28 protein-coding genes and 1 pseudogene are annotated in these 25,642 nt (G+C 31.8%); 7 read left to right on the forward strand and 22 right to left on the reverse strand.

Annotated features, from left to right (window positions below; all coding sequences use genetic code 11):
- The first annotated feature begins 186 nt into the window (after positions 1-186).
- Positions 187-1,233 (forward strand): glycosyltransferase, encoded by a 1,047-nt coding sequence (locus ACGH6Q_RS00890; protein WP_411591473.1) that lies wholly within the window; start codon positions 187-189, stop codon positions 1,231-1,233.
- On the opposite strand, the gene ACGH6Q_RS00895 is transcribed toward ACGH6Q_RS00890, so the two are convergent.
- Entirely contained in the window at positions 1,197-2,198 is a 1,002-nt protein-coding gene (locus ACGH6Q_RS00895; RefSeq protein ID WP_411591475.1) for a glycosyltransferase family 2 protein, read from the reverse strand. The genes ACGH6Q_RS00890 and ACGH6Q_RS00895 overlap by 37 nt on opposite strands.
- 211 nt (positions 2,199-2,409) lie before the next feature.
- On the opposite strand from ACGH6Q_RS00895, the gene glf reads away from it, so the two are divergent.
- On the forward strand, positions 2,410-3,507 hold the full coding sequence (gene glf / locus ACGH6Q_RS00900; RefSeq protein WP_411591476.1) for a UDP-galactopyranose mutase: 1,098 nt from the start codon (positions 2,410-2,412) through the stop codon (positions 3,505-3,507).
- Between the two features lie 69 nt (positions 3,508-3,576).
- Here the strand turns inward: glf and ACGH6Q_RS00905 are convergent, their stop codons facing one another.
- The 10 genes from ACGH6Q_RS00905 to ACGH6Q_RS00950 form a co-directional block, all read right to left on the reverse strand.
- Positions 3,577-5,316: a glycosyltransferase gene (locus ACGH6Q_RS00905; RefSeq protein WP_411591478.1), complete on the reverse strand. Its 1,740-nt coding sequence runs from the start codon at positions 5,314-5,316 to the stop codon at positions 3,577-3,579.
- A gap of 260 nt (positions 5,317-5,576) precedes the next feature.
- Positions 5,577-7,031 carry a hypothetical protein gene (locus ACGH6Q_RS00910; RefSeq protein ID WP_411591479.1) on the reverse strand — a complete coding sequence of 485 codons (1,455 nt, stop codon included), beginning with the start codon at positions 7,029-7,031 and terminating at the stop codon, positions 5,577-5,579.
- Positions 7,032-7,092: 61 nt separating this feature from the next.
- Positions 7,093-7,248 (reverse strand): integrase, encoded by a 156-nt coding sequence (locus ACGH6Q_RS00915; RefSeq protein WP_411591481.1) that lies wholly within the window; start codon positions 7,246-7,248, stop codon positions 7,093-7,095.
- 183 nt (positions 7,249-7,431) lie between these two features.
- On the reverse strand, positions 7,432-7,677 hold the full coding sequence (locus tag ACGH6Q_RS00920) for a hypothetical protein (protein WP_411591482.1): 246 nt from the start codon (positions 7,675-7,677) through the stop codon (positions 7,432-7,434).
- Between the two features lie 284 nt (positions 7,678-7,961).
- Positions 7,962-8,921: a glycosyltransferase gene (locus ACGH6Q_RS00925; protein ID WP_411591483.1), complete on the reverse strand. Its 960-nt coding sequence runs from the start codon at positions 8,919-8,921 to the stop codon at positions 7,962-7,964.
- Between the two features lie 4 nt (positions 8,922-8,925).
- Positions 8,926-9,957, reverse strand: a complete 1,032-nt coding sequence (gene rfbB / locus ACGH6Q_RS00930) for a dTDP-glucose 4,6-dehydratase (protein WP_411591485.1) — start codon at positions 9,955-9,957, stop codon at positions 8,926-8,928.
- Positions 9,958-9,959: 2 nt separating this feature from the next.
- The gene (locus ACGH6Q_RS00935) at positions 9,960-11,201 is read right to left on the reverse strand and encodes a sigma 54-interacting transcriptional regulator (RefSeq protein WP_411591486.1); all 1,242 of its coding nucleotides are present in this window, start codon (positions 11,199-11,201) and stop codon (positions 9,960-9,962) included.
- The gene (gene nagZ / locus ACGH6Q_RS00940; protein ID WP_411591488.1) at positions 11,182-12,225 is read right to left on the reverse strand and encodes a beta-N-acetylhexosaminidase; all 1,044 of its coding nucleotides are present in this window, start codon (positions 12,223-12,225) and stop codon (positions 11,182-11,184) included. Before nagZ ends, ACGH6Q_RS00935 begins: the two co-directional genes overlap by 20 nt.
- On the reverse strand, positions 12,225-12,863 hold the full coding sequence (locus ACGH6Q_RS00945) for a hypothetical protein (protein WP_085165046.1): 639 nt from the start codon (positions 12,861-12,863) through the stop codon (positions 12,225-12,227). Before ACGH6Q_RS00945 ends, nagZ begins: the two co-directional genes overlap by 1 nt.
- 7 nt (positions 12,864-12,870) lie before the next feature.
- Complete coding sequence (locus ACGH6Q_RS00950) at positions 12,871-13,218, reverse strand: HIT domain-containing protein (RefSeq protein WP_034914696.1); 348 nt, start codon at positions 13,216-13,218, stop codon at positions 12,871-12,873.
- A gap of 417 nt (positions 13,219-13,635) precedes the next feature.
- Between ACGH6Q_RS00950 and rpsF the strand changes: the two genes are divergently transcribed.
- Genes rpsF through rplI form a run of 4 tightly spaced genes read left to right on the forward strand, consistent with a single transcriptional unit; the run spans position 13,636 to position 15,015 of the window.
- A complete protein-coding gene (gene rpsF, locus ACGH6Q_RS00955; RefSeq protein WP_065590872.1) occupies positions 13,636-14,019 on the forward strand; it encodes a 30S ribosomal protein S6 in 384 nt (127 codons plus the stop codon).
- Positions 14,003-14,311, forward strand: a complete 309-nt coding sequence (gene priB / locus ACGH6Q_RS00960; RefSeq protein ID WP_065560729.1) for a primosomal replication protein N — start codon at positions 14,003-14,005, stop codon at positions 14,309-14,311. The genes rpsF and priB overlap by 17 nt, the downstream gene beginning before the upstream one ends.
- 4 nt (positions 14,312-14,315) lie before the next feature.
- Positions 14,316-14,543, forward strand: coding sequence for a 30S ribosomal protein S18 (gene rpsR, locus ACGH6Q_RS00965; protein ID WP_025314965.1), 228 nt, complete (start codon positions 14,316-14,318; stop codon positions 14,541-14,543).
- 22 nt (positions 14,544-14,565) lie between these two features.
- Complete coding sequence (gene rplI / locus ACGH6Q_RS00970; RefSeq protein ID WP_085165048.1) at positions 14,566-15,015, forward strand: 50S ribosomal protein L9; 450 nt, start codon at positions 14,566-14,568, stop codon at positions 15,013-15,015.
- A 53-nt stretch (positions 15,016-15,068) separates the two neighbouring features.
- On the opposite strand, the gene ggt is transcribed toward rplI, so the two are convergent.
- The 9 genes from ggt to ACGH6Q_RS01015 form a co-directional block, all read right to left on the reverse strand.
- A complete protein-coding gene (gene ggt, locus ACGH6Q_RS00975) occupies positions 15,069-16,730 on the reverse strand; it encodes a gamma-glutamyltransferase (RefSeq protein WP_366940487.1) in 1,662 nt (553 codons plus the stop codon).
- A gap of 643 nt (positions 16,731-17,373) precedes the next feature.
- The gene (celB, locus tag ACGH6Q_RS00980) at positions 17,374-18,723 is read right to left on the reverse strand and encodes a PTS cellobiose transporter subunit IIC (RefSeq protein WP_065590869.1); all 1,350 of its coding nucleotides are present in this window, start codon (positions 18,721-18,723) and stop codon (positions 17,374-17,376) included.
- Positions 18,724-18,737: 14 nt separating this feature from the next.
- The gene (locus ACGH6Q_RS00985; protein WP_411578896.1) at positions 18,738-19,223 is read right to left on the reverse strand and encodes a hypothetical protein; all 486 of its coding nucleotides are present in this window, start codon (positions 19,221-19,223) and stop codon (positions 18,738-18,740) included.
- Positions 19,224-19,238: 15 nt separating this feature from the next.
- Complete coding sequence (locus ACGH6Q_RS00990) at positions 19,239-19,577, reverse strand: PTS cellobiose transporter subunit IIA (protein ID WP_363319047.1); 339 nt, start codon at positions 19,575-19,577, stop codon at positions 19,239-19,241.
- Between the two features lie 14 nt (positions 19,578-19,591).
- Entirely contained in the window at positions 19,592-21,601 is a 2,010-nt protein-coding gene (locus ACGH6Q_RS00995; RefSeq protein WP_411591490.1) for a BglG family transcription antiterminator, read from the reverse strand.
- A gap of 176 nt (positions 21,602-21,777) precedes the next feature.
- A complete protein-coding gene (locus tag ACGH6Q_RS01000) occupies positions 21,778-22,095 on the reverse strand; it encodes a PTS cellobiose transporter subunit IIB (RefSeq protein WP_065590867.1) in 318 nt (105 codons plus the stop codon).
- A gap of 25 nt (positions 22,096-22,120) precedes the next feature.
- Positions 22,121-23,557 (reverse strand): 6-phospho-beta-glucosidase, encoded by a 1,437-nt coding sequence (locus tag ACGH6Q_RS01005; protein WP_411591492.1) that lies wholly within the window; start codon positions 23,555-23,557, stop codon positions 22,121-22,123.
- A 214-nt stretch (positions 23,558-23,771) separates the two neighbouring features.
- Positions 23,772-24,056 carry a YciI family protein gene (locus ACGH6Q_RS01010; RefSeq protein ID WP_091347487.1) on the reverse strand — a complete coding sequence of 95 codons (285 nt, stop codon included), beginning with the start codon at positions 24,054-24,056 and terminating at the stop codon, positions 23,772-23,774.
- An 83-nt stretch (positions 24,057-24,139) separates the two neighbouring features.
- Complete coding sequence (locus tag ACGH6Q_RS01015; RefSeq protein WP_065590864.1) at positions 24,140-24,367, reverse strand: ChaB family protein; 228 nt, start codon at positions 24,365-24,367, stop codon at positions 24,140-24,142.
- A gap of 198 nt (positions 24,368-24,565) precedes the next feature.
- Here ACGH6Q_RS01015 and ACGH6Q_RS01020 point away from each other — a divergent pair.
- Positions 24,566-24,850, forward strand: a pseudogene (locus tag ACGH6Q_RS01020) (transposase); the annotation flags it as partial.
- A gap of 36 nt (positions 24,851-24,886) precedes the next feature.
- Here the strand turns inward: ACGH6Q_RS01020 and ACGH6Q_RS01025 are convergent.
- Together ACGH6Q_RS01025 and ACGH6Q_RS01030 are read right to left on the reverse strand one after the other, a co-directional pair.
- Entirely contained in the window at positions 24,887-25,066 is a 180-nt protein-coding gene (locus ACGH6Q_RS01025) for an integrase core domain-containing protein (RefSeq protein WP_411591493.1), read from the reverse strand.
- Positions 25,035-25,642, reverse strand: a 608-nt coding sequence (locus tag ACGH6Q_RS01030; RefSeq protein ID WP_411591494.1) for a DDE-type integrase/transposase/recombinase, incomplete at its 5' end; no start/stop codon positions are given. The genes ACGH6Q_RS01025 and ACGH6Q_RS01030, both read right to left, overlap by 32 nt.

A 25,642-nucleotide genomic window follows, 5' to 3' on the forward strand; every position in this document is an offset into this window, starting at 1 on the left:
TTATACTATACATAATCTATGAATTTAAAATTTTATTACAATTCTTTTTCAACTAGAAAAATTTTGTTTTATCTATATAATAAATTTTGGGTCAAAGTAGGCCTTTACTCTCTACTATGTTTAGAAACTCAACTTAATAATTAAATAATTTATTTTATTAAAGGATGATGTAACAGGAAATAGGCAATGTATTTCAATGCTAACAAGGTTATAAAAAAAAGAATAGGATTTGCCTCCAGTCATAAGGGCAACAAATTAAACATTGCATATGGCATTGATAAAAACTTTTTTTTAGGTTGTGCTGTTTCAATTACGTCTATTTTAGTGGCTAATTCTAATTTAAATTTTAGTTTCCATATATTCACAAATTACATTAACGACGATTGTGAAAAAAAATTAGAACAACTTGCTGATAAATATAATACCGATATTACAATTTATTTAGTGGATGACAACAATTTATCTAATTTACCAACAACCAAAAACTGGACAATTGCAACCTATTTTAGATTTATAGTTGCCGATTATTTGTATAATAAAATAGATAAAATACTTTATTTGGATGCCGATATTATATGTAAAGGTTCTTTACAAGAATTATTTACATTACAGTTTGATAATAATATAGCCTACGTAGTTACTGAAAAAGATTCTATATGGTGGAATAAATGCGCAAACCGACTCAACGAGCATAAATTATCATCAGGTTACTTTAATGCAGGTTTTTTATTAATCAATCTGAAAAAATGGCAAGAGACTAATATAAATAGTAGAGCACTAAAGTTACTTTCTGATCCTGACCTATCAATAAAATTCACACATCTTGATCAAGATGTATTAAATCTATTATTACTTGAAAAAGTTAAATATATTGATAGAAAATATAATCAACAGGTAAGCATTAATTATGAATTAAAATACAAATCAAACGTTAATTGCTACTCGCCTATTTCAGATGAAACAATATTAATTCATTATATTGGTCCAACTAAACCATGGCATAGTTGGGCTAAAGATTACAAATGCTCGCAATACTTTCTTAATACGAAATCTGCATCGCCATTGAATTCAATACCTCTGCTATCGCCTATCACAACAGCACAAATGAGATATTGTGCTAAGCATAAATTGCATCAGAAACAAATATTCTCAAGTATATTTTATTTTATTAAATATTTTCTGTATAAAATGAATATTCAAAAAATTTTAATATTTAAACGAAAGAATCTATAATAGAGAGTATAAAAAAACCAGATTAGTTTATTATCCTTTTTTAAGATTTTATATTTTTTCCAATCTTTATTATTAAGCATAGAATCCCCTATAAATTCAATTCTAGTATGGAAATCATTCTTCTTCAAATAACATTTAACTTTCTCATAATGCATTTTTTTTAGGCAATCAATTAAGTAAGATATTTCTCGTTGAAAAACACATGTAGAAGCCAATTTTAAGATTTCTTCTTTATCTTTTTTATGATATTTAACTATTAAATATGAAAGAATTTTCTTCCGCCCTTCAATATCAGCAAGCCATTTATTTTCTGACCAGTAAGAAGACATAACAGAGTCTGAACGTTGAACATAATTGAACAAATGTTCTTTAACACAGTAACAATCTGATTTATTAAGAAGTTTAACTGTGAATAAAAGATCCTCAGAAATAACTCGCCCTTCCTCAAAATAAATATAATTATCAATTAAGATGGTTTTACGGATCAACATACCAGAAAAATGGAAATATCCATTTCTTTGTAAATAGGAGTCTAAAATACTTCCTTCCTTAAATAGACACGGTACAATTGTAACTCTACCTGAAGAACTAACTCTATTATATCCACAATAAACTAAATCAGCATTTTCTTCACATTGTTTACATAGCATCTTTTCCAAAAAATTAGGAGAATATGTATCATCACTATCAAGAAATGTTAAAAACTCACCATTAGATAATTCGATACCTTTATTTCTTGCTACTGATACTCCTTTATTCTCTTGATTATATAAAATGATATTATTATTTTTTCTTTGATATTTTTTTATTATATCGATTGAATTATCAGTAGAACCATCATTGATAATAATAATTTCAAAATTTTTATAAGACTGTGCATGTAAAGAGGCTAATGTATCTAATATAAACAAACTAGAATTATACACTGGTATAATAATTGAAATTAGTGGCGTGTGCATGTTCATTAAAATTCTCATTCAAAATAATATCGACCCAACCAAAATAAGCAAAATTTAGCCTTTTAAAATACATATTATTAAAAAATCACATAAAATTATTTAAAAAAATATTAAATAATATATTCTTTATGGAAACTTAAGCTATTAAACATTTGCATTTTTATATTAAAAATGTACTATTTGTTTGTAAAGTTTTTTTACCAAAAATGGGAAAATTATGAAATATGATTATTTGATTGTTGGCAGTGGCTTATTTGGTTCTATATGTGCTCATGAATTAAAAAAAAGAGGAAATAAAATACTTCTAATAGAGAAACGGGATCACTTAGCTGGAAATATATATACCGAAGATAACGGAGGTATTCAAGTTCATAAGTATGGCGCCCATATTTTTCATACTAATAATAAAACAGTATGGGATTATATTAATAGTTTTGCAGAATTTAACCGTTTTACTAATTCTCCTATTGCAAATTATAAAGATAAACTATTCAATTTACCATTCAATATGAATACCTTTTATCAATTATGGGGAGTAAAAACGCCTAAAGAAGCACAAGCAAAAATTGAAGAACAAAAAAAGTTATATCATATTGAAAATCCAAGAAATCTTGAAGAACAAGCAATATCGTTAATTGGAAAGGATATTTATGAAATATTAATCAAAGGGTATACAGAAAAACAATGGGGAAGAAAAGCAACTGAACTTCCTCCATTTATAATTAATAGGTTGCCTGTTCGATTTACCTTTGATAACAATTATTTCAATGATAAATATCAAGGTATCCCAATAGGTGGGTATACACAAATTATTGAAAAAATGCTTAAAGATATTGATGTAAAATTAAATACTGATTTTTTTGAAAATAAACAAGATAATCTTGAACTAGCAAATAAAATTATTTATACCGGCCCAATCGATAAATTTTATGATTATCAATATGGTGCTTTAGAATATAGATCTTTACGTTTTGAAAATGAAACAATTAATGAAGCAAATTATCAAGGAAATGCAGTAATTAATTATACTGAATACGAAATTCCTTATACTCGTATTATTGAACACAAGCATTTTGACTACGTTGAAACAGATCACACCATTATAACTAAAGAATATCCTCGCGATTGGAAGATTGGCGATGAAGCATATTATCCAATCAATGATGATAAAAATGCTACATTATTTAAGAAGTATAAAGATCTTGCAGATAAAGAAAAGCAAATTTATTTTGGCGGTAGATTAGCTGAATATAAATATTACGATATGCATAATGTAATTGAAAAAGCTTTAGATTTTGTTAATACATTGTATTAAATTGATAATATACCTGCTATTCTAAATGGCAGGTATATTTTTAGTAATAAGTTTAATTTAAAAGTACATTTATATTTTTAAGATTTTAACCCAGAAATCTCTAGACGTAAGTTTTCCGAAGTTATTTTTATACTTTGCCAAATTAGCTTTATAATTCCATTTCATTTTAAATATATCAATATAAAGACAAAATAGTAATTTAAAAAACTTAATACGTGAAACTTTTACGATAAAACCTGTTTTACTATTTGGTTTATAATAAAGAATATTTTTGAATCTAAAAATGTGATCATAATTAGCACAAAAACCAAACTCTTGATATGCAATTTTACTTCTCATTGGAAATAACAAACCGTTAAATGATATTTTTCTAATAATTTTTTTTATAGGTTTATAAACATAAACAGGTTTTAATGAATCAATATCAACATTCGTAAATTTTTCTACTTTTATGGATTCACTAAAAAATTTTCTTATATCACTTAAATCATAATTTTTAAACCAAAAATCAATATCACCATAGATTTGGTTAAAAGCCAATCTAATAGCTGCGACAGTTTCATATTTATGTGAATAAAGTGCAGCTAAATATAACCTTTTATAAGTTTTTACTATTTTTCTCACTGGACGCTGCAAATAAAGAGAATTAACAATATTATTTCTAGTATCTAAATATATAGTCAATGGTGAGGTTTTAGCTGAAAAGCTTTCTCCATAACAAGCAATACCTATTGGCGCAATATAATTAAATTTATTAGATAAACTAAAAAATATATCATCGCCTCTCACAAAAAAAGGAAATGTATAATTTTTAATATTTTCAATAGGGAAAGCAAAAAACCACCATGCTCCATAAGTTATTTTAGGCTGATGAGCTAACTCTGCCGCAAGTAAGCTATCCCTTGCGGCCATATTATAGTTATGGCTATTTGGACGACCATATGTGTCAAAAGAAGCTCCTTTCTCAATTAAAAAATCGGGTCGATCATCAATAAATAATGACCCACAAACAGCTGTATCACTGTTTATTGCATAAGATAAAATCCAATAAGCTCTAGTTATACTTTCTGTTTCACAAGAAGCATCATCGTCCATAAATAAAACATGTGTAGCATTAGTATCATTTTCATAATGAAGTAATCCGCGCATAAAACCACCAGATCCGCCAGTGTTTTCATTAGGAATTACATTAACTCCATTAGCTTCTTCTTTAGTAATATTTTTAGAATTATCAACAACAGTAAAAAGAATTTTATTTGTATATTTAGGATTGTCTAATATATTTTTTTTCACTCTTTCAATGGCTGGTAATACATAATTTTTACGATTAAAATGGGTAATACTAATACCAAGAACTACATCTCGTTTAGGTTGTTCACGCGTATACCATCCACCACCTTTAAAAACGACTTTATCATCCATAGGTGAAATGGTAACGTAAAGTAAACCTGTATGCTCTATCTTCGATAAGTCATATTCAAAAATAGATTGTAAAGATTCATTTAACTCTACTGTTTGATTAGCTAGCTCGTAATCAGTACTCATACTTGCTATAAACAGCTTAATAACAGCTTTTCCTTTTCCTCTTACACAAAAATCTATACTATTCAAATCACACTGTTCTTTCCAAACAGGTAAGGATAAAGCATTATAGTAAGAGTCAAAAGATGCTACTCCTCCTTCAAAAATCACAATTTCATCACCAGAATAACTAATTAAATGTGAGTGTAAATATTTTGACGGGTTCGCACCGAAAGTTTTATTTGGAATAAGAATATTTTGAATACATACTAAGTTTTTTAAAGTCATTTTTTAATGGGTTAAATTAGGTTGGAAAATAATATTATAACTTCTTTACAAGAATTTCACAAAAGATAGTATATCCATTATATAATAATATATTGTATTATTTATATACAAAACTTCATAATTAATTTTACTATCATCTAACTAAATAGTTTACTATGTATAATCACAAACATTTTTATATGAATTTATTTAAACATCAAAAATACTGATAATATCAACAAGTATTTTTAATGCATTTAGTTAATTTTTTAATATAACGGTTATTCTTTCTCTAAACCATCTATTATAGAATCAACAATATTTTCTGCTGCATTATCGATTGACAATAACTGTTCAACAACAATATCTTGATTCTTTCGATTTGGATCTGGCTCGCCATTTTTAAATCGATATGCTAACGCTTTCGCCTGTTCAAATGTAGACACTCTATTTGTTCCATTTGCAATTAGCTCACCATTCACCGTAAATGCAGAATGATCTTCACGCTCAATAAAAATTAATGGTTTTTTCATCAATTGATATTCTAATAGCCAACTTATACCATCCATAATTAAAATATCGGAAGCTTGAAACAGCTGACCATAAGGACCTTCTCTGTAAAAATAAGTATTATCTAGCTTATTCCATTCTACAAAAAATTCTTGCACGCTACGTTTAAGAGTTTCGTCTGTTATTGCCTCCAAAACTGTCACTAATGCTGGATGGGGGCTAAATACGAATTCGATTGAGTCATCTTCTTTTGCCCAATTTAACATATCATTATATATATTTAAAAAAACGCTAAAATTACTCCAATTTTTATCCGTACTATGATGAGAAGCCCACAATATTCTAAATTTTTTACTTTTAGAATTTGAAACAATCGGCCATTTTGGTTTGGCGTTTTTTAATGCTTTTACTTTAGGATGACCTGTTACAAAAACATTAAGTCCATTGAGTTTATCATGTTGTTCCTGCTCTATTTTAGTTTGCTGATTTGCGACAAAAAGCTTCCAACAAGAACTATGATAATGACTAGATAAATGATTAAATCCCAATTGAACAAAATTCATAATTTCATATGGGACTAAACATAGTTTAGTGAATCTTAAATTATCTGTGCTAAAAGCAGGGGGGATATCATAATCCCATTGTGATTGTCTAAAAATCACATGAGGAGCCAATGTTTTAATAATATTTAAATCGTCATATGAGTTATCATTATTGAACCTCAAATGAGGTACACCTAATTGTAATAAAATATTATGCACATATTCTTCATCTTTAAATGCTTGACTTCCCGGATATCGCCGATTTATTGATGCAACAATGACATTAAATTGGTTACGTTTAAGCATCTCTTGATAAATAGAAAAAATACTATCCCATGACTCAATATTATGTACTAAAAACAAACATGAAATCTTTTGTTTTTTATTAATTGATCTATTCGTCGAAATAAGATTAACTGTTTGGTTCAAATTACGAATATCGATATTCAAATTAGTATTTTTCTCAATTAACCTATGCATTAGTTCTAATTTTTCTTCTAGAAAAACTATTCTTTGTAACAATTCATTATTCTTTTCATCTTTTTCTAAATAATGAAAATATTCAGTAATCGAAGATATTTTTTGATTTAATTCATCTAATTTACAATTTATATCTAAAACTTGATGTTTAACTTTTTTATTATCAGTATAAATTTTGGAAAAAAACCAATTTCTAAATCCCATAACTATTCCTTAATAAATAATAGGATATTATTCTTTTATATGTAAGAAAACGCCGAGTTGTTTACACTTCATGGTTAAAATAATCCTCTAAAAACTCATAAGGCGTTTTTCCAAGAATCGCTTTATGCGATTTAACGGTATTATAAAAATTAATAAAGCATTTAAGTTTTTGTTTTCTATCTTCTGAATCGCTAAATATTTGCTGATTATGCCACATCTCAATTTAAAGTTCCTATCACTCTTTCGGCTTTCCCAATCGTTTGTGGGCAGTCGGGTTTGGTAAATTTTTGATTAATACGATTGTTATGACACGTTTTAACAAATAGATGTTCACTTGTGCCTTGATATTCACGTCCATTATCGGAATAAATACATGTAGTGATGATATAAGGACACTGGGCTAACACATCGTTTTGTAAAAACTGTGCCGAGCGAAATTGGGATTTATCATCGTTTCGTTTTTAAGTAAAGACAAATGTTTGGTATCAACGTGTGGCATTTCACCTGGATAGGTTTTGTCATAGCGTTTAGCTTGCCGTCTTAATTTATCTTCAATAGATTTTTCGACTTTAACCAGACGTTTAATTCCATAACTGATAGTTTTATAACGTTCATTTTTACTGTTTAAAGTAACAAAAAGCTTCAATCGGGCTTTCTTTAGTAAGTTATAAATCGCCTAACGAATGACCATAAAACGTTTAGCCAAATCAGTAACCATTATTTTTCTTTATGATATAAGCACCATATCTCTTGTCTGTGATAAAGCGTTAGTTTTGTTTTTTTATGTATATTTACTGCAGTAGTTTCTCAAATTATTGTAAATAACGCTAGCAAATCCTACAAGTAGCAATAAAATACAAAAACAATTTATAGTGTCAATTAAATTATTAGTATTCATAATTTTATAGAAATCTAAAAATTATATTAAAACTATAGCTTACCCCTATATTTATACAATAACGGTAAAAATCTAATAATCAAAATTTTTTTAATGTCTTTAAAAGTAAAAAAAGGATTTCTTTTGCAATAAACTTTTTTATTTTCAATAATTTCTTTAGACATATGTAAAAGAAATTGATAACGGTAAGGCATTTCTAATCGATTATAATTCCATTTATAACTTTTGTATTGAAGATGACAAATTAAGAATTTTAGTTTTTCATATAACCGTCTATCTTTGCAAAAAGTCATTATTTCATTAAATTCATCGCAAATACAAAATACCTTATCTTTACTCTTTATTGACGATTGGTCATGTATTCGATAATAAATTAATGGAGTATCAATAAGCATCATTCTTGTTGCACAAGCATAAACTTTAAAGCTAAATGCTGTATCCTGATATGATGCACCAGGTGTTTCTAAAAATTTCAGTTTATTTTTTTGAATAAATGTTCGTTTATAAATATTAGCCCACACAGACGGCCATTGTAAAAATGGAGATGAATCATTTTGCGGATTAATTAAGACGTGACTTTCCATTTGATATGAATCAATCTTTTTAATTGAGCTATCTTTTTGCATAAATGTAAAAAAGTGACATCTTGCAATATCTAAATCATTCTCGACAGCTACTTTGTATAACAATTCAAACATATTGGGCTCAGCAAAATCATCAGATTCAACAATGCCTATATATTCACCAATGCATTGTTGAATACCAACATTCATTGAATGACCATAACCGCTATTTAACTTATCAATGATACGAACTCTCGAATCTTTATCTGCATATTCTTGTAAAATTGCAAGTGAATTATCAGTAGAACCGTCATTTACACAAATTATTTCTATGTTGGTTAATGACTGATTTATAATACTGTCTAAACATTGCCGCAAATACTTTTCCACATTATAAACAGGCACTACAATTGAAATACTAGGTAACATAAATTTATCCTATCACTCCTGTATTATTTAAATACCATTCAATAGTTTTTCGCAATCCACTTTCAAACTTTTCTTGTGGCTTCCAGTTTAACTGTTTTTGAATTTTCGATGAATCGATAGCATATCGATAATCATGGCCAGGTCTATCAGATATAAATTGAATTAAATCTTGATATCGTTTGATTCCATTTGGGTGTTTTGGAATAAGTTCATCCATCATTGAGCAAATAATTTGTACTGTATCTAAGTTCGTATATTCGCTATTTGCACCAATATTATAAGTCTCGCCAATTTTACCTTTCTTTAAGACAGAATATATAGCTTTGACATTATCTTCTACATATATCCAATCACGTATTTGTAAGCCATTGCCATAAATGGATATGGGCTTGCCTGCCAGTGCCTTAAAAATTACAGATGGGATCAGTTTTTCAGTATGCTGGTAAGGTCCATAATTATTGGTACTATGTGTTATAATAGTTGGTAAACCATACGTGCGATACCATGCTTTAACTAAATGATCACTTGACGCTTTAGAAGCGGAATAAGGGCTACTTGGTGAATACGGTGTTACCTCAGTAAAGAATGATTTCGTACTACCTAGATCCCCATAAACTTCATCAGTTGATACATGGATAAAACGAAATTTGTCTTTATTCTCATCAGACAAATTATTCCAATAATTTCGAGAAGCTTCTAAAAGTGTAAAAGTTCCTATAATATTACTTTCAATAAAAGCAATAGGACTGGTTATTGAACTATCTACATGGCTTTCAGCCGCTAAATGAATCACTGCATCGGGGTGATATTGTTGAAATACACGATCCAATGCTTGTCGATTACAAATATCAACTTGTTCAAAAATATATCTTTCACTGCTAGAAGCCATTGCTAGCGAGTTCAAATTTGCCGCATAGGTTAATTTATCAATATTAATGACATGATCTTGAGTATGTTCGATAATATATCGAATGACAGCAGAACCAATAAATCCAGCTCCTCCTGTTACTAAAACTCTTTTAGTGCTATAAAACAAACTTACCGCCCTATCCCATAATCTCTCAACTTATTTGCAATCGCCGTATGCGACACACCTAATCTTTTGGCCAGCTTTCTTGAGCTTGGGTATTGATCATATAATTTTAATAAGATCTCTTTTTCAAACTGTTTGGTTATTTCATCAAGAGTTTTATTTTCAATATTGTTGACCCACGATAGTTGCGATGTGATTGGAGTCGGTAACACAATGTCTTTGACCGTTAACCTAGGCGAAGTCAATTGCGCTAATGCCGAATAAAGTATGTTTTTAAGTTGCCTTACATTACCTGGCCATGAGTAACGGGTAAAATTATCAATAACATTATCATCAATTGTTGGTGGTATGATACCTTGTTTATTGGCATATTCATTTACAAAAATATGCGTAAGTGATTGAATATCGTCTTTACGCTGTTGTAAAGAAGGTAAATTAAGCGATAGTACGTTAAGTCGGTAATAAAGATCTTTTCTAAATTTACCTTGTTCAACCAAATCAGCTAAATCGACCTTTGTTGCACAAATAATTCTAACATCGACATAAACTTCATCATCATCACCCACACGGCGGAAATAGCCATCATTGATAAAACGTAATAATTTAGTTTGCATTTGAAACGACATTTCATCAATGCCATCAAGCAATACTGAGCCACCGTTGGCTTGTTCAAAAAAGCCTTTTTTACCTTCAATAGCGCCAGGATAAGCACCAGCTGCATGCCCGTATAATTCACTTTCAACAACCTCATCAGGCATAGCTGCACAATTTAATGCTAGAAAAGCCTGATCGCCACGTGAACTGTATTGATGACAAGCATTAGCAAGTAAATCTTTACCTGTACCAGTTTCGCCAGAGATAAGCAATGGTTCTCTTTGCATTGAGAATGCTTTAGCTTGAGCGATAAGTTTTTGCATGACTAAACTTTGGCTGGCAAAAATATCAAAAGCTTGAGAACCAACAACCTTTATTTTTGATAACCTTTTTTTTAAATACTCAATTGGTTGTAAAATAAATATTGTTTTAGATGATTCCATCACTTTTTGCAATAAAACGTGCTGAGAATTTAACACAATAATCGTATCATCTTGTCCATCTATATTTATTGTATTATCAAGATTGAAGACCTTTTTATAATTAAAGGGTTGATTTAATACTAAATCGTTTTGAGCAAATAGTGCTCTAGCTACATGATTATAGGCAACCAGAAGTTGGTCATTATCCATTTCAATGATTGCTGCTTGCATACTCTGTCCACTTTTCATTAAGTTTTAATAAATTATCACGACGATGTTGCCACTCAGAACTTTTTGTTAATTCTACATAGGTGATTTTTGTATTGGTTAATAAACATTTTGCTTTATCTGATGTTAAGGAATGAATCTTATCTAATGCTGCTAATTGGTCTAAAATAGCTAATGTCCCTTGCCTATTATTACAAGCCAAAAGCAGATCACAACCAGCAGCTAACGCAGCTTGGGCTCGCTCAGCATGATTCCCCATTACTGAAGCACCTTCCATTGATAAATCATCAGAAAAGATTACACCATCAAAATGTAATTGCTCACGAAGCACTGTTTTAAGCCAATATGGCGAACCGCTAGCAGGTTTATTATTAAAAGCAGGATAGATAACATGAGCAGGCATGATTGCATCAAGTTTTTTATCCGCAATCAATTTGGCAAAAATTTGCATATCAAGTTCAATAAGCGACTTTTCGCGATGATCTACAGGCGTTTCTTTATGTGAATCAGCAATCACATGACCATGCCCAGGAAAATGCTTACCTGTAGTTTTCATACCTGCAGCATGCATACCATCAATCATAGCGGAAGCAACTTGATAAGCAATATCGACATCTTGATGAAAAGAACGTGTACCGATAGCAAGACAATCGTGACCTAAATCTAAAACGGGCGCATAGCTAAGATCGATATCAAAAGCAATAAGTTCCATAGCAAGAACCCAACCGGCATCAAAAGCCAAAGACTTTGCTTGCTCAAGGTTATTAAGTGCCGCAAACGATTGCGCAGGAGGAATTGCCGTAAACCCCTCTCTAAATCGCTGAACTCGCCCACCTTCATGATCGACCGAAATTAATAAACGCTGTGAAGAGGCAGATCGAATCTGTTTTATCAATGCCATCAATTGAGCTTGATCTTGATAATTACGACTAAATAAAATCACCCCTGCAATCAACGGATTTTGCAACAGTTTTTTATCTTCTTCAGTTAATGCTAAACCATCAACATCAATCAACAACGGCCCCATTATTGATTATCTCCAATTTGTTTTGATTGTGCATTACTATTGCTATCAGACGGTTTTGGAAAATCTTTCGACGCAACTCTAATTAATATTTCGCCACTTTTCGTTGAAAGTAATTCCATAGCTAAATCGGCATCAGTACTTTCGCTTGGCACTTTATAAATTGTTGTAAAAAGGACATAATTTGCATTCATCGACTTAGCTAAACCAATCATCTTACCTCGTGACACAAGCTTATCATCAGCCGAAATACCCAGTGATTGTTTAGCTTGGATTATCGCTTGTTGATCAACTACAGTGAATGTATTTTGTTTGTGCATTAATTGATGCAATGCATCAGCAATTTTATTATTGGCAAAATAATCACCACTACGGTTTTGGATATCGCTAATTAAAATCAACTTATTATCTGAGTCTAAAGATGACGAACTCACTAATTTACTGATAAATGGTGATAATACCGAATTCCAATCAGTCTGTTTAGCAATTTCAGGAGGCATTTCAATCATACCAGTATCATCAGGCTGAGTAACATCTACAGGTGGTTTCACCTCAACTTTTTGGGTATTACTAATAAGGTGACACCCCGTTAAAGCAAAAACCAGTGAACTTGTAACAAATATGCGCTTGATCTGTTTCATATCATGATTAACCTATTAATCTACCTAAATTTTTACCGCCTAATAAATGCATATGAAGATGAAAAACTTCTTGCCCTGCATCTTTATTACAATTCATGATTAAACGATATCCACTTTCATCAATACCTTCTTGTTTTGCAATTTTGGCAGCAACAACCATCATATGCCCAATAATGGTTTCATCTTCTTCCTTAATATCATTAACGGTTGGAATTAGTTTATTTGGGATAATCAACACATGAGTCGGCGCTTGAGGAGAAATATCACGAAATGCTGTCACCTTATCGTCCTGAAAAACAATATCAGCGGGGATTTCTTGTCGAATAATTTTACTAAAAATAGTTTCCTGAGCCATCAAACCTTTCCTCTTATCTTACTTATATAGTTATACAAACATCTACTAATAACAATTCTATTGCACGAAAGCATATCATATTTTACTAACAAAAATGTATAGAAATCGTTACATTTTACAATGCATTTTTACAACCACAAAAATCGGTCAGGAAAGGCATTGATTTTATTGAAGTTTTTTCTGCTTTTTTTTGACGTTTTTCAAAAGAATTTCATAAAAAACAGTCATAAAAACAGATACTTCCTATCAACTAAAAGTGACACTGTCTTACAAAGAATCTTGGCATATTCATTTGTCAAACCCAATAACTTGATATATAATGCCTCGTCGATTTCAACCGCCTATTTTTCATGTTCCTTGCTTTCAATGGGTTGCGGTTGCCCCGACAGAAAGCTGATTAATCCGTAGGGAGCGATAATGCGTCATTACGAAATAGTATTTATGGTTCACCCAGATCAGAGTGAACAAGTACCTAGTATGATTGAACGTTATACTGGTACGTTAACCACTGATGGTGGCAAAATCCATCGTTTAGAAGATTGGGGTCGTCGTCAATTAGCCTATCCTATCGAAAAACTGCACAAAGCACATTACGTGTTAATGAATGTTGAAGCAACTCAAGAAGCTGTTAACGAGCTTGAAGATAGCTTCCGTTTCAATGATGCAGTAATTCGCAGTTTAATTATGCGCACAAAACACGCTGTAACTGAAGCTTCACCTATGTTAAAAGCCAAAGATGAACGTCGTAGTTCTGAAGAAGATTTTAACGAAGTAACCATGGACGATGATTCCGACGAATAATCGTTTAATGTTATCGGGTATTGTAAAAAAAACTCCGATACGAAAAATCAGTCCAAGTGGGATCTCGCATTGTCAATTTTATTTAGAACACGTTTCTAAACAAATCGAAGCAGAACTTACAAGACAAGCATGGTGCATAATGCCTGTGATTGTTAGTGGACAACAAGAGCTAAGTTACATAAAAAAAGGCAGCAAAGTTTTAGTTAGTGGCTTTATAAGCACACATACTAAACGTAACCAAACAAGCCAACTTGTTTTACATGCTGACCAAGTTAAACTATTAGGAGAATAGCCAAATGGCACGTTATTTCCGTCGTCGCAAATTCTGCCGTTTTACTGCAGAAGGCGTTAAAGAAATTGATTATAAAGATGTTTCTTTATTAAAAAGTTATATCACAGAAAGTGGTAAAATCGTACCAAGCCGTATCACTGGTACTAGCGCAAAATATCAACGTCAATTAGCTCGCGCAATCAAACGCGCTCGTTACTTGGCATTATTACCATATACTGATAATCATCAGTAATTAGCAACAGAGGGAACATATAATGCAAATTATTCTACTCGATAAAGTTGCTAATTTAGGCAGCTTAGGTGATCAAGTTAATGTTAAAGCAGGTTACGCACGTAACTTTTTAATTCCACAAGGTAAAGCTGTATCAGCAACTAAAAAGAATATCGAATTCTTTGAAGCTCGTCGTGCTGAATTAGAAGCTAAGCTTGCAGAAACATTGAAAGCAGCTGAAGAGCGTGTTGCTCAAATCAATGCACTTGGTAAAGTAACTATTACTTCTAAAGCCGGTGATGAAGGCAAATTATTTGGTTCAATCGGTACTCGTGATATCGCTGATGCTGTTAAAGCTCGTGGTATTCAAGTATCAAAAAGCGAAGTTCGCTTACCAAATGGTGTACTGCGTACTACTGGTGAACATGAAGTGTTCTTCCAAGTACACAGCGAAGCATTTGCTAAACTTATTATTGATATTATTCCTGAATAATTATCCAACAATAAATACAAAAAGACCCGTCATTATGGCGGGTCTTTTATTATCTATTTCACAATAATTGATTTACCTCGACCTCGAATATCTGATACGGCTTCGGGTTTATTGTCGGTAATTTTTATGGCTTGAATATCACCGCTAAAATCTTGCTGTTTAAAATGATAACCCATCTGTTTAAGTTTATCTTTTAACTTTTCTGGCACTTTATTTTGAAAACGCTCAATAAAGATAAGATTCGCTGGTAATAGTTGATGATGATAACGCGGAGCATCCATTGCCGCTTTTAATGACATATGATTATCAAAAACATTTGTCACAACTTGAAAGATTGAAGTAAAAATCCTTGAACCACCTGGTGTACCAATGACCATTGCAACTTTGTTATCTTTAATAAAAATACTTGGTGTCATAGAAGATAAAGGACGTTTATTTGGTTCTATTGCATTAGCATCTTTGCTCACGACACCAAATTGATTAGCAACACCTGGTTTACTACTAAAATCATCCATTTCATTATTTAGAATGATACCAGTGCCTTCTATTACAACAGCAGATCCAAACCAACCATTAAGTGTATAAGTATTCGATGCGGCATTGCCCCATTTATCCACAATCGAAAAATGTGTAGTTTGTAACTTTTCACGATTATTATCTAAACCTGGTTTAACTTTTTCAGTAATCGAAATCGCTTTTGGATTAACTTGTTTCGCTCTCTGCGCTAAATAATTAGTATCAATCAATTCAGTGACAGGTACAGAGATAAAATCAGGATCTCCCATATATTCGGCTCGATCGGCAAAAACACGTTTTTCTATTTCTGCTAACAAGTGAATATATTGCGCTGAATTTACTTTTACCTCTTTGAAATCATTCGCTAAATATTGTTTCATTAATAATAATTGAATTAAACCAACACCTCCTGAGCTTGGCGGTGGAGCAGTAACAATCTGCATATCATGCCAGTTAGCAATTAAAGGATCTCGCCATTTAACCTTATAATTTGCTAAATCATTTTCAGTAATTAAACCTTCATTTTTCTCCATCTGTTGTGCAATTAATTTAGCCGTTTCGCCTTTATAAAATCCATCGCTACCTTGCTGGGCAATACGATCTAAAACTTTACCAAGCTCAGGTTGTTTAAATATTTTCCCTTCTTGCATTGAACCAAAGTATTGCTTAAAGTGACCATTAGCAGGCGCAAGTTCTTGTGCCTCTTGATAACGTTTAACTAGTTGTTTGTCTACAACAAATCCTTCATTGGCAAATCGAATAGCTGGTGCTATAACCTCTTTCCAAGGTAATTTACCAAAACGCTGATGAACCGCCCACATACCAGCAACAGTTCCAGGCACTCCCGATGCTTTGTAAGAATATAAACTCAAATTAGGAATCACATTTTTATGATCATCAAGATACATATCTTTATCAGCTTTACTTGGTGCAACTTCACGATAATCAATAAAATAAGGCTTACCGTCCATCCAAAGAGTCATAAAACCACCCCCACCAATGTTACCCGCTTCAGGATAAGTAACAGCAAGAGCAAATGCGGTGGCCACCGCAGCATCGGCTGCATTTCCACCTTTTTCGAGCACTTCTTCGGCTGCCTTTGCACCATAATAATCGGGCGAAGCAACTGCGGCAGCTGTTAATTTTTGTGTTACGTTTTCGACAGCTAGTACTTGTTGGCTTATCAGTAAAAATACCATAAAGTAGCAATACTTTATCAATTTACGTTTAAGAGAAAACATTTTGTACCTCCAAATTAAAGTATCATTTATCGTACCCACATAATCCCCAAATACATAAAGCGCATTAATAGATCATGCAACAATAAGTTAAGGGTAACCATCAATATAGCATAGAAAACAAAAATACTGATCGAATATTGATCAGTTATATAGTACATATTTACTCTAATTTACCATTTTAATGGAGTAGCAAAGATTACTAGAACTAAAAAATAATTAACGCAATTATAATTTACTCAATAGAGACTGATGATTAAATGTGAAATGCAATCGATGATAATTAAAATTTGTTATAAAATTTCATCTAGAAGTTTTAAAAAATACTTTCGTTTGGTGTAAAAAATTTTTTACAAAATTAACTGAAAATGTCAACAATGATGTATTTTCTTAACACAGTTAGCGAATAAAATATTCTCCGTCTAAATAAAACTGATTTTTGTTAAAAACTTTCAGGAAACACTACGTTTGAGTATAAAACAGTAGTGAATTTAGTAGGGATGATTTCTTAAATCTCAGAGAAAATAAGCATAATTGATATTTATGATTTTAGCTAAAAAAGAGCGTAATCTTTAATGAAATGTATACGCCCTTATATAAAAAATTAAGCTGTTTGAATTTGGTTTTCTGACTTACCTTGCTCATCTTTATACAATTTATTGTCATATAATTTGACAAAAGGAATATAGATTAGCAAAGCTAAAATAGCCGAGAATATGGCAACAATAGCCGCTTTATAATCACCGCCAGTACTAATAAATGCCCCTAATCCCATTGGGGATGGCCATGGAATTAATGCGATGATTGGATGAATAAATCCAGTATTAATAGCCAAATAACCTAATGTTCCGCAAGCCATAGGTGCTAAGAAAAAAGGGAGAGCTAAATAAGGATTGTATACAATCGGCATACCAAAAATAACTGGTTCGTTGATATTGAATATTGCGGGTACTGCAGATGCTCGTCCTAAAATTTTTAGTTGACTAGACTTAGCAAAAAACGCAATAAAAAATGTCATTAATAAAGTAGAACCTGATCCCCCTAAAATCACGAGTGAATTATTAAATTCACCAGCAAAAGGAATATGTGCTCCCGCTGTATTTTCAGTCATATTAGTTAACATAATAGGGGTAATAAATGCTCCAATAATACTGGCACCATGGATCCCAACCACCCATAGCGCATGGATTAAAAATAGGATAACCATAATACCCAACCAGCTTTTGGTAAGATTGGTTACAAAAGCAAACGGTACAGCTATAATATTGAAAATATCAGTACCAAAATAGATGAAAATACCATTAACAATGATCACAAAAAAGGCAATTACAAAAGTTGGGATCAGTGCGGTAAAAGATCGCGAAACACCTAATGGCACTGTTTCAGGCATTTTTACAACCCAATTTCGTCTAACACATAAAAAATAGAGGTTAGTTGCCACAATGGCCATAACTATTGCAATAAATATACCTGATGTACCCAAGCGAAAGATAAATGGTTGTAAGCGTAGCCCATTAAAGACTAAATTATTTTGATCATTAAGTAAGGTAATAACCCCATTTTGCATGATCAGTTCAGGCAAAGTCATGAAAAAGGCAAAAACAGATAACATCGCACCATTAAGAGCATTAACTTTAAGGCCTGTTTCTTCTGCTTCGATTTTAGTTAGTTCATAACCAACAACAAAGTTAAAATAAAGAGCCAAAATACCGATTGTCGCTGTGTTAGCAATCATATAAAGATCACTCACTCTAAAAAAAGTATTTTCAAAAAAAACTTCTAATCCCGTAAATGTCATTGGCAATGTGTTAAATACTAAAAACATTGAACCTACAATAGAAAAAGGTACAGACGCCATCCCCGCAGCCATTACTGCTCGAACAATTTTAAATTGCGATATTTTAGCCATGGGCGTCATCAGATATTTCTGCAAAATAACAAATCCCGTATTCATTTTATTGTCCTCTTTTAATTAATAAATTTTTCGTAAGCTTGGATTCTTTTAAAATGCTGATCCCGATTATGTTGAATATTATTTAGCTTTTTAAGCATTAAAAACGTAATAATTAAACTCAATACCTGTAATATCGCCAATACATGTAATGTATCTTGCGTCTGTTTTAAAAATGGATAGAAAATTTGATACAAAGGGGTATAGAGAGTAATAATGAGTGCCGTAAAGACTATCGCTAAAGTACGATAAAATAATCTTGCATAAGGCAATTTGTTGCAATGATTACGATAAAGCTTAATTTGTTCCCATGTGGTAAGTATGCCCAAAACAAAAAGAGTAAGCGGTAAAATAGCGACTATTGACAATGAACCTATTAGAAAGGTTGCCCAATAAAGATTCAAAAATAAAAAAAATGCAGTGGTATAGCGAATCACTAAAAATCGATTAAACTTAAGGTTAGTTAGGCTGATTTTTTTATGCATTGTTAGATTTTCTGTCATTATGCCACTCCTTATTTAGCTTTTTAGTTTTATTTCTAACTCATGATGTTTTTCATATAGATGTAACATTTCAATTGCCATTTCTCGAAAGCTCATGGTTGTCATTAAGTGATCTTGTGCATGTACCATAATAATTTCCATTGTGATTTTGGTACCATTGGCATAATTTTGCAGTAGTTCTGTTTGGGAATGGTGTGCTTGTAAGATTTCTTTATTCGCTTCTTCAAGAAGCTGATTTGCGCCAATAAAATCAGCTTGTCTCATCGTCTTAAAAGCCTCGTGGATTTTAGTTTTAGCATTACCACTATACAAAATAATATTAAAAGCAATAAGTTGAATATCCTCTGAGCTCATGTCTTTATTCATTGCTATACCTCTTTTTCAATAAGTTGGATAAAAAGTCGTTTAAATTGGTTAAAGTTTTGTGTTTTTAACAGTTTTGTTTGCATTTCTAAATCGTCAATCAATTTGACAATAGCTTTTGTCATCATTGATAAAGTCGGGTTTTGATAAATAGATGGTGAAATCATAAAGATAAAGTGAATTTTTGGATAATTGTGATCCCAAAATAATCCATCAGGAATAATTGCAATACCAATTTTAGACAATTTTCCCACAGGCATTGCCGGATGTGGCACTACGATAGTTGGGCTAAAGAAAATATCACCTAATATGTTACGATTCTCCATTTGCTCTATCATCTTTTGTTTATAATTGTTATCTTCATTTAGTACTAAAAGATCAAGCAAACCATCTAAAACTTGTGCTTTACTTTGGGTACCACTGCATTGGTAGAAATAATCAGCGGATAATTCATCTACCATTTGTTCAACATTACTAAGATGATCTAAAGTATTTGATGATGCAAATGTTGATATTGGCTCTGTATGTGCCGAGATAAGCATAATTGGTGACGATAAATGACGACGAATTTTTTGTATATCATCTTCTGTAAAAAATACAGAGACGTGAAAAACAGGGACTTTAAATACTTTTGATGATAGATCAACTGACGAGATAATAAAATCAACCTTATCCAATACTTTGGGTTCAATTTCATAATAGCCTTGCGTTGCAACGATTTTGATTCTTTCATTAAACTCGCATTCAACGCGATTTTTTAGTAGTTGAGCACTACCCTGCCCAGTTGCACAAATAATTAACACTTTAGCCTTTTGTTCATTTTTTAACTTTTCTATCGAAGCTAAAAAGTGCAAAGTCAAATAACCCCATTCATCATCAGGAATCGTAAATTTTTTAAGTTCAGGAAGCTGGTTAAGGTATTTTTTAACTAACTCAAACAATTCTGGAGAGTTTGTTTTAATTTCATCAAGCAATGGGTTTTTCAATTTTATATGCTGTTCTAAACGGACAATCATCGGTTTTAGGTGCTGAATAATTCCATTTTTCAATTGCTCATCGTTTAAAAATAAATATCCAGTTTCTTGCTGTATTCTAAATAATAAATTAGTCAAAGATAAATACAGCTCGGAGTTAAAATCATTCTGAATAAAATTTGATTTACTAATCAAATGCAATGTTAAATACATTTGTTCTTCTTTGGGAAAACAAAAACCAATCACTTTTTCTACTCTATTGATGATTTTTTTAGCGACTTGATATTCCAATTTCTTTTTAGTAGATTGTGGCATATCAAGATTTTGAATAGAAAGCCCTAACTGTAACCGTTTGATACTTAATGATAAATGCAAGACGATGTTTTGTATCATTACATCAGATAATTTTATTTTTGCCTCACGACACTCATCTAAAATAATAATGGTTAACGTATCTAAGCCAATTACATCATTGAACTTGTTTAAATAAGTTAGATGCTGCAGAAAATTAATCGATTCTTCATGAAAAAAATAGCTCAAAATAAAATGTCGTTTTGCTTTTTCCTCACCTTCAATATAAAACAGAGATTGACTTTTTTTAATAGTAAGCCCATAAGGTTGGAGTTGGTGTTTGATTTCTAAAATATCTTTATTTAGTTGAGAAGAACTAATAAATAATTGTTCAGCTAATGCTTCTATATCGATTTTTTGGCTTTCTAATAATAATAAATTAAGAATATGGTGTTTTCTCTGACATACTTCTCGACAATTTGCTTGTTCTACATTGCGATCTAATAAATGATGCTCAATTAAAAATAAATTGAAAGCTGTTCTATCTTTAATTTGTAATTTGTAACCATAACCTTGTTTACTAATAATAGATCCACCGTGACTTTCAATTAACGATTTCAAATCATTAAGATAAGTGCGAACAGTACGATCTGATAATGCTAACTCATTTGCTAGTAATGCACTACTTTTGAATATATCTTTAGAACGAACTAATAAACTAATAAGGTCACGCTGTTTATTTTTAATCACTATCATCCATACCTGTGTCAACTAAAACCATATTATTAATAATATAGTGAATACTTTTAACTATTACATAACATAAGTACACCACACACCAACGTAAGATAGTAAGGCGCTGCTATTTTAATAATCTATTCACAACGCCAAATCATATCGCTAAAGCCGATATATATTGATTTAAATTAGTTTATATTCTCCTCTACTAACTTAGCCAATTGTTCAATGCCTGATTGAACGGGTATATAAGCCTGAAAAGGAATACTCACAACAGGCTTACCGACTTCTTCCCCCAGTTTTTTAAATTTATCAAGCATCATCATAGTTTGCGGGCTAATTAAAAAGAGTGAAAAATCACTATTTTGAATCATATTTCCGCCTTCGGTTGCCGAGACTGCATCAACCAAAATTGTTTTATCTTTGCTAGCAAAATATTCTGTTACTTTTTTAGCCATTAATGATGATGACATACCTGCCGCACAAATGATTAATGCTTTTTTCATAAATTCCCCTAGAAATAGTTATGCTTTATAAGACTTCGCCATTAGACTCAATGACTTTTTTAAACCATGTGAACGAGGATTTGCGACTACGTTTTAGTGAACCGTTACCTTCGTTATCTTTATCAACATAGATAAATCCATAACGTTTTTCCATTTCACCTGTCCCTGCTGAAACAAGATCAATACATCCCCAAGGAGTGTATCCCATCAAATCAACCCCATCTTCTTCAACAGCAAGTTTCATTTGTTTAATATGTTCACGCAGATAATCAATACGGTAAGCATCGTGCACGCTACCATCAGCTTCGACTTTATCGTAGGCGCCAAAACCATTTTCAACTATGAAAAGCGGTAAACGATACATATCAGTTAACCAATTAAGTGTATAACGAAGTCCCTCAGGATCGATTTGCCAACCCCAATCTGATTTTTTAACATATTGATTGCCGATCAGATCGGTTTTTTCGTTATATTCATAGCTTTCATTATCTTCTTTCTTCCTAATTGCATTAGACATGTAATAACTAAAGCCAATGTAATCAACTGTTCCATTTTTCAAGATCTCAAGATCTTGATTGGTGATATCAAGTTTAAAATCTTTACGTTGCCAATAATTTTTAATATGGTTTGGATACTCTCCATGGACATGAACATCACCAAAAAAATATTTACGCTCCATAGCCTTTTGTGCCATTAGAATATCACCTGGTTTACAAGTCTCTGGATAGATAGGGATCATCGCCAACATACAGCCTATTTTAAAATCAGGATTAATAGCATGACCAATTTGTACCGCTTTAGCACTAGCAACTAATTCATAATGTGCAGCTTGATACATAATCTGCTCGCGATCGTCGCTTTGTTTATAGAAAATACCTGAATTAGTAAACGGTGCAAAATCTTCATTAAAGTTAGCTTGATTATTGATTTCGTTAAAAGTCATCCAATATTTGACTTTATTCTTATAGCGATCAAAACATACCTCAGCAAAACGGACAAAAAAATCAATTAATTTACGATTACGGAATCCACCATACTCAGTAACAAGGTAATAAGGTAATTCAAAATGAGAAAGTGTAACAACTGGCTCAATATTGTATTTTAAGCATTCATCAAAAAGATCATCATAAAATTTTAACCCATCTTCATTTGGTGCAAGTTCATCACCTTTTGGAAAGATACGAGTCCAAGCAATAGAAGTACGAAAACATTTAAAACCCATTTCAGCAAATAACTTAATATCATCTTTATAATGATGATAAAAATCGATAGCTTCATGATTAGGATAATATTCACCTTCAATAACACCTTCAGTAATTTTACGATAACTTTTTGGTGAACCAACAGTCATCACATCAGCGACACTTATTCCTTTTCCACCAACTTGCCAAGCACCTTCTAATTGATGAGCAGCAACAGCACCACCCCACAAAAAATCTTTTGGTAAACCTCTATTTTTCATAATTAAGTACCTGTGTTTATTGATAATTCAAATTTAGTATAAAAGGAAAAAAATAGAATTACTAACCAACTTTTTCCGTATTGATCAGGAAAAATATAAGTATATCTGGAGAGGACAGGTGATTAGTGAAATGTGCAGCTTTTTGTGATATTTACCGAAATGTGATAAATATCACAAAAATGAATAATAAACTTTAAATATTTGAAGTTAACTTTTAAATAAATTCTTCAAACCCATCAGTATATTTTGATGGCACAAACTCGATAATCTCATATTGAGCAATATGATGAATATAAAACGGATCTTTTTGTAATATTGCTAGCGCTTGCTCTTTATTCTCAGCACGACAAATAATCACACCACCTGTACGAGGGACTTTTGGACCTGATGCAATAAAATGTCCCGATCGGTAATAGTCCTCAAGATAATCAATATGCTGTGACAAATATTTTTCTACTTCGGTAATGGGCTTCACATAAGTAAGTGTACAAATATACATATATATATCTCCTAAATAAATATACAAAAAATAAATTTTTCAAAATATTAAGCTGTGTTGCTCAACTTAAACCATTTAAATATCTATTTAGCTACCCATTTACCATCTTCACCTTTGTGATAAACCTTTTCGACAGCAGCCCAAGCTACTTTAAAAGCAATCGTTTCTGGTGCACTGTTATCACGCCGTTTATGCGGATCTTGATATTCCTTAATTGCACTATTAAATGCTTCTTTAAAAATATCTTGCGCATGTTCAGGCAAGACATGGCGTACTGAATCAGGTAAATCTTCACGTGTTTTATATGGCATATCACATCCCCCCTCATAAATTAATTTTGATGGCTGAAAATTTAAAATGGTAATAGTAAAATAGCACATTCATCGAATATATTATCGTCTATAAAATAATATAATTACTAGGGCGTGTTGATCTTTCGTGATTATTTTTTAGACGGCATGATGTGAGTTATAATAATTCTGTCAAAAACAACCATAACTCGATTCATCATGCCAAGAACAATGCTAACAGATAAACGGTGGGAAAAGCTACTACAAATAATGAAAAATACCGGCCGGGTTTATAATAAATCCGAGCATCGGATGACGTTTGAAGGGATCCTTTTCCGAATGAGAACCGGTATTCCTTGGCGAGATTTGCCAGAAGAGTTTGGTGGATGGAGCACCGTCTATAGGCGATTTAATTTGTGGTCTAAAAAAGGAATATTAGTTGATATTTTCAAACATTTATCACAACTAGCGGATTTTGAATGGGTGTTCCTAGATGGCTCTGTAAATACCCCAAACTTAGTACACAACTCACGTAGAAAATTAAGCTGCTTGTTTTAGTGTTTTATACTCAATCGGTGTCATGTTATTTAATGCCTCATGCGGTCTTTCGGTGTTATAAATCGTTAACCATTCTTCGGTTATTCTCCTTGCTTGTGCTAAGTTGTTAAAAAGATATAAATCGAGTACTTCAGTACGATAGGTACTGATTAAATCGTTCAATAAAGCCATTTTGATAAGGACTACCGGGCTGGATATAATCAATGGTTATATCATGTAATTTAGCCCAGTTTATAAAGGTTTTTCCTGTAAATTCTGGCCCATTATCGACCCGTATTTTTAATGGATACCCATGATATTCAGCCAATTTATCTAAGTAACGGGTAGCTCTCCCTGCCGGTAAGCTTACTGCAATATCAATGCCTAGCGCCTCACGATTAAAGCCATCGATGACATTGAAAGTTCTAAACCGGCATTGATTACGACTACTGTCACTCATAAAATCCATTGACCAACATTCACCTTGTTTATTGGGTGCTGATAGCCTTTCTGGACTTCGTGGAGGAATGCGCTGTTTACGCTTTATCCTGAGATTAAGTTTTAATTCACAATACACCCGATATACCCGTTTATGATTCCATTTATAGCCGAGCTTTTTGATACGATTAAAGCATTTAGGAAAGCCCCAGCGTAAATGCCGGTCTGTGATAGCATTCAACATCGAAACAATCACCGAATCATCCTGTAACTTAGGTTGATAATAGTAAGCACAACGGCTTAAGCCAACAATGGCACAAC

This window comes from Gilliamella sp. BG2, assembly GCF_046635645.1.
Classification (GTDB): domain Bacteria; phylum Pseudomonadota; class Gammaproteobacteria; order Enterobacterales; family Orbaceae; genus Gilliamella; species Gilliamella bombi.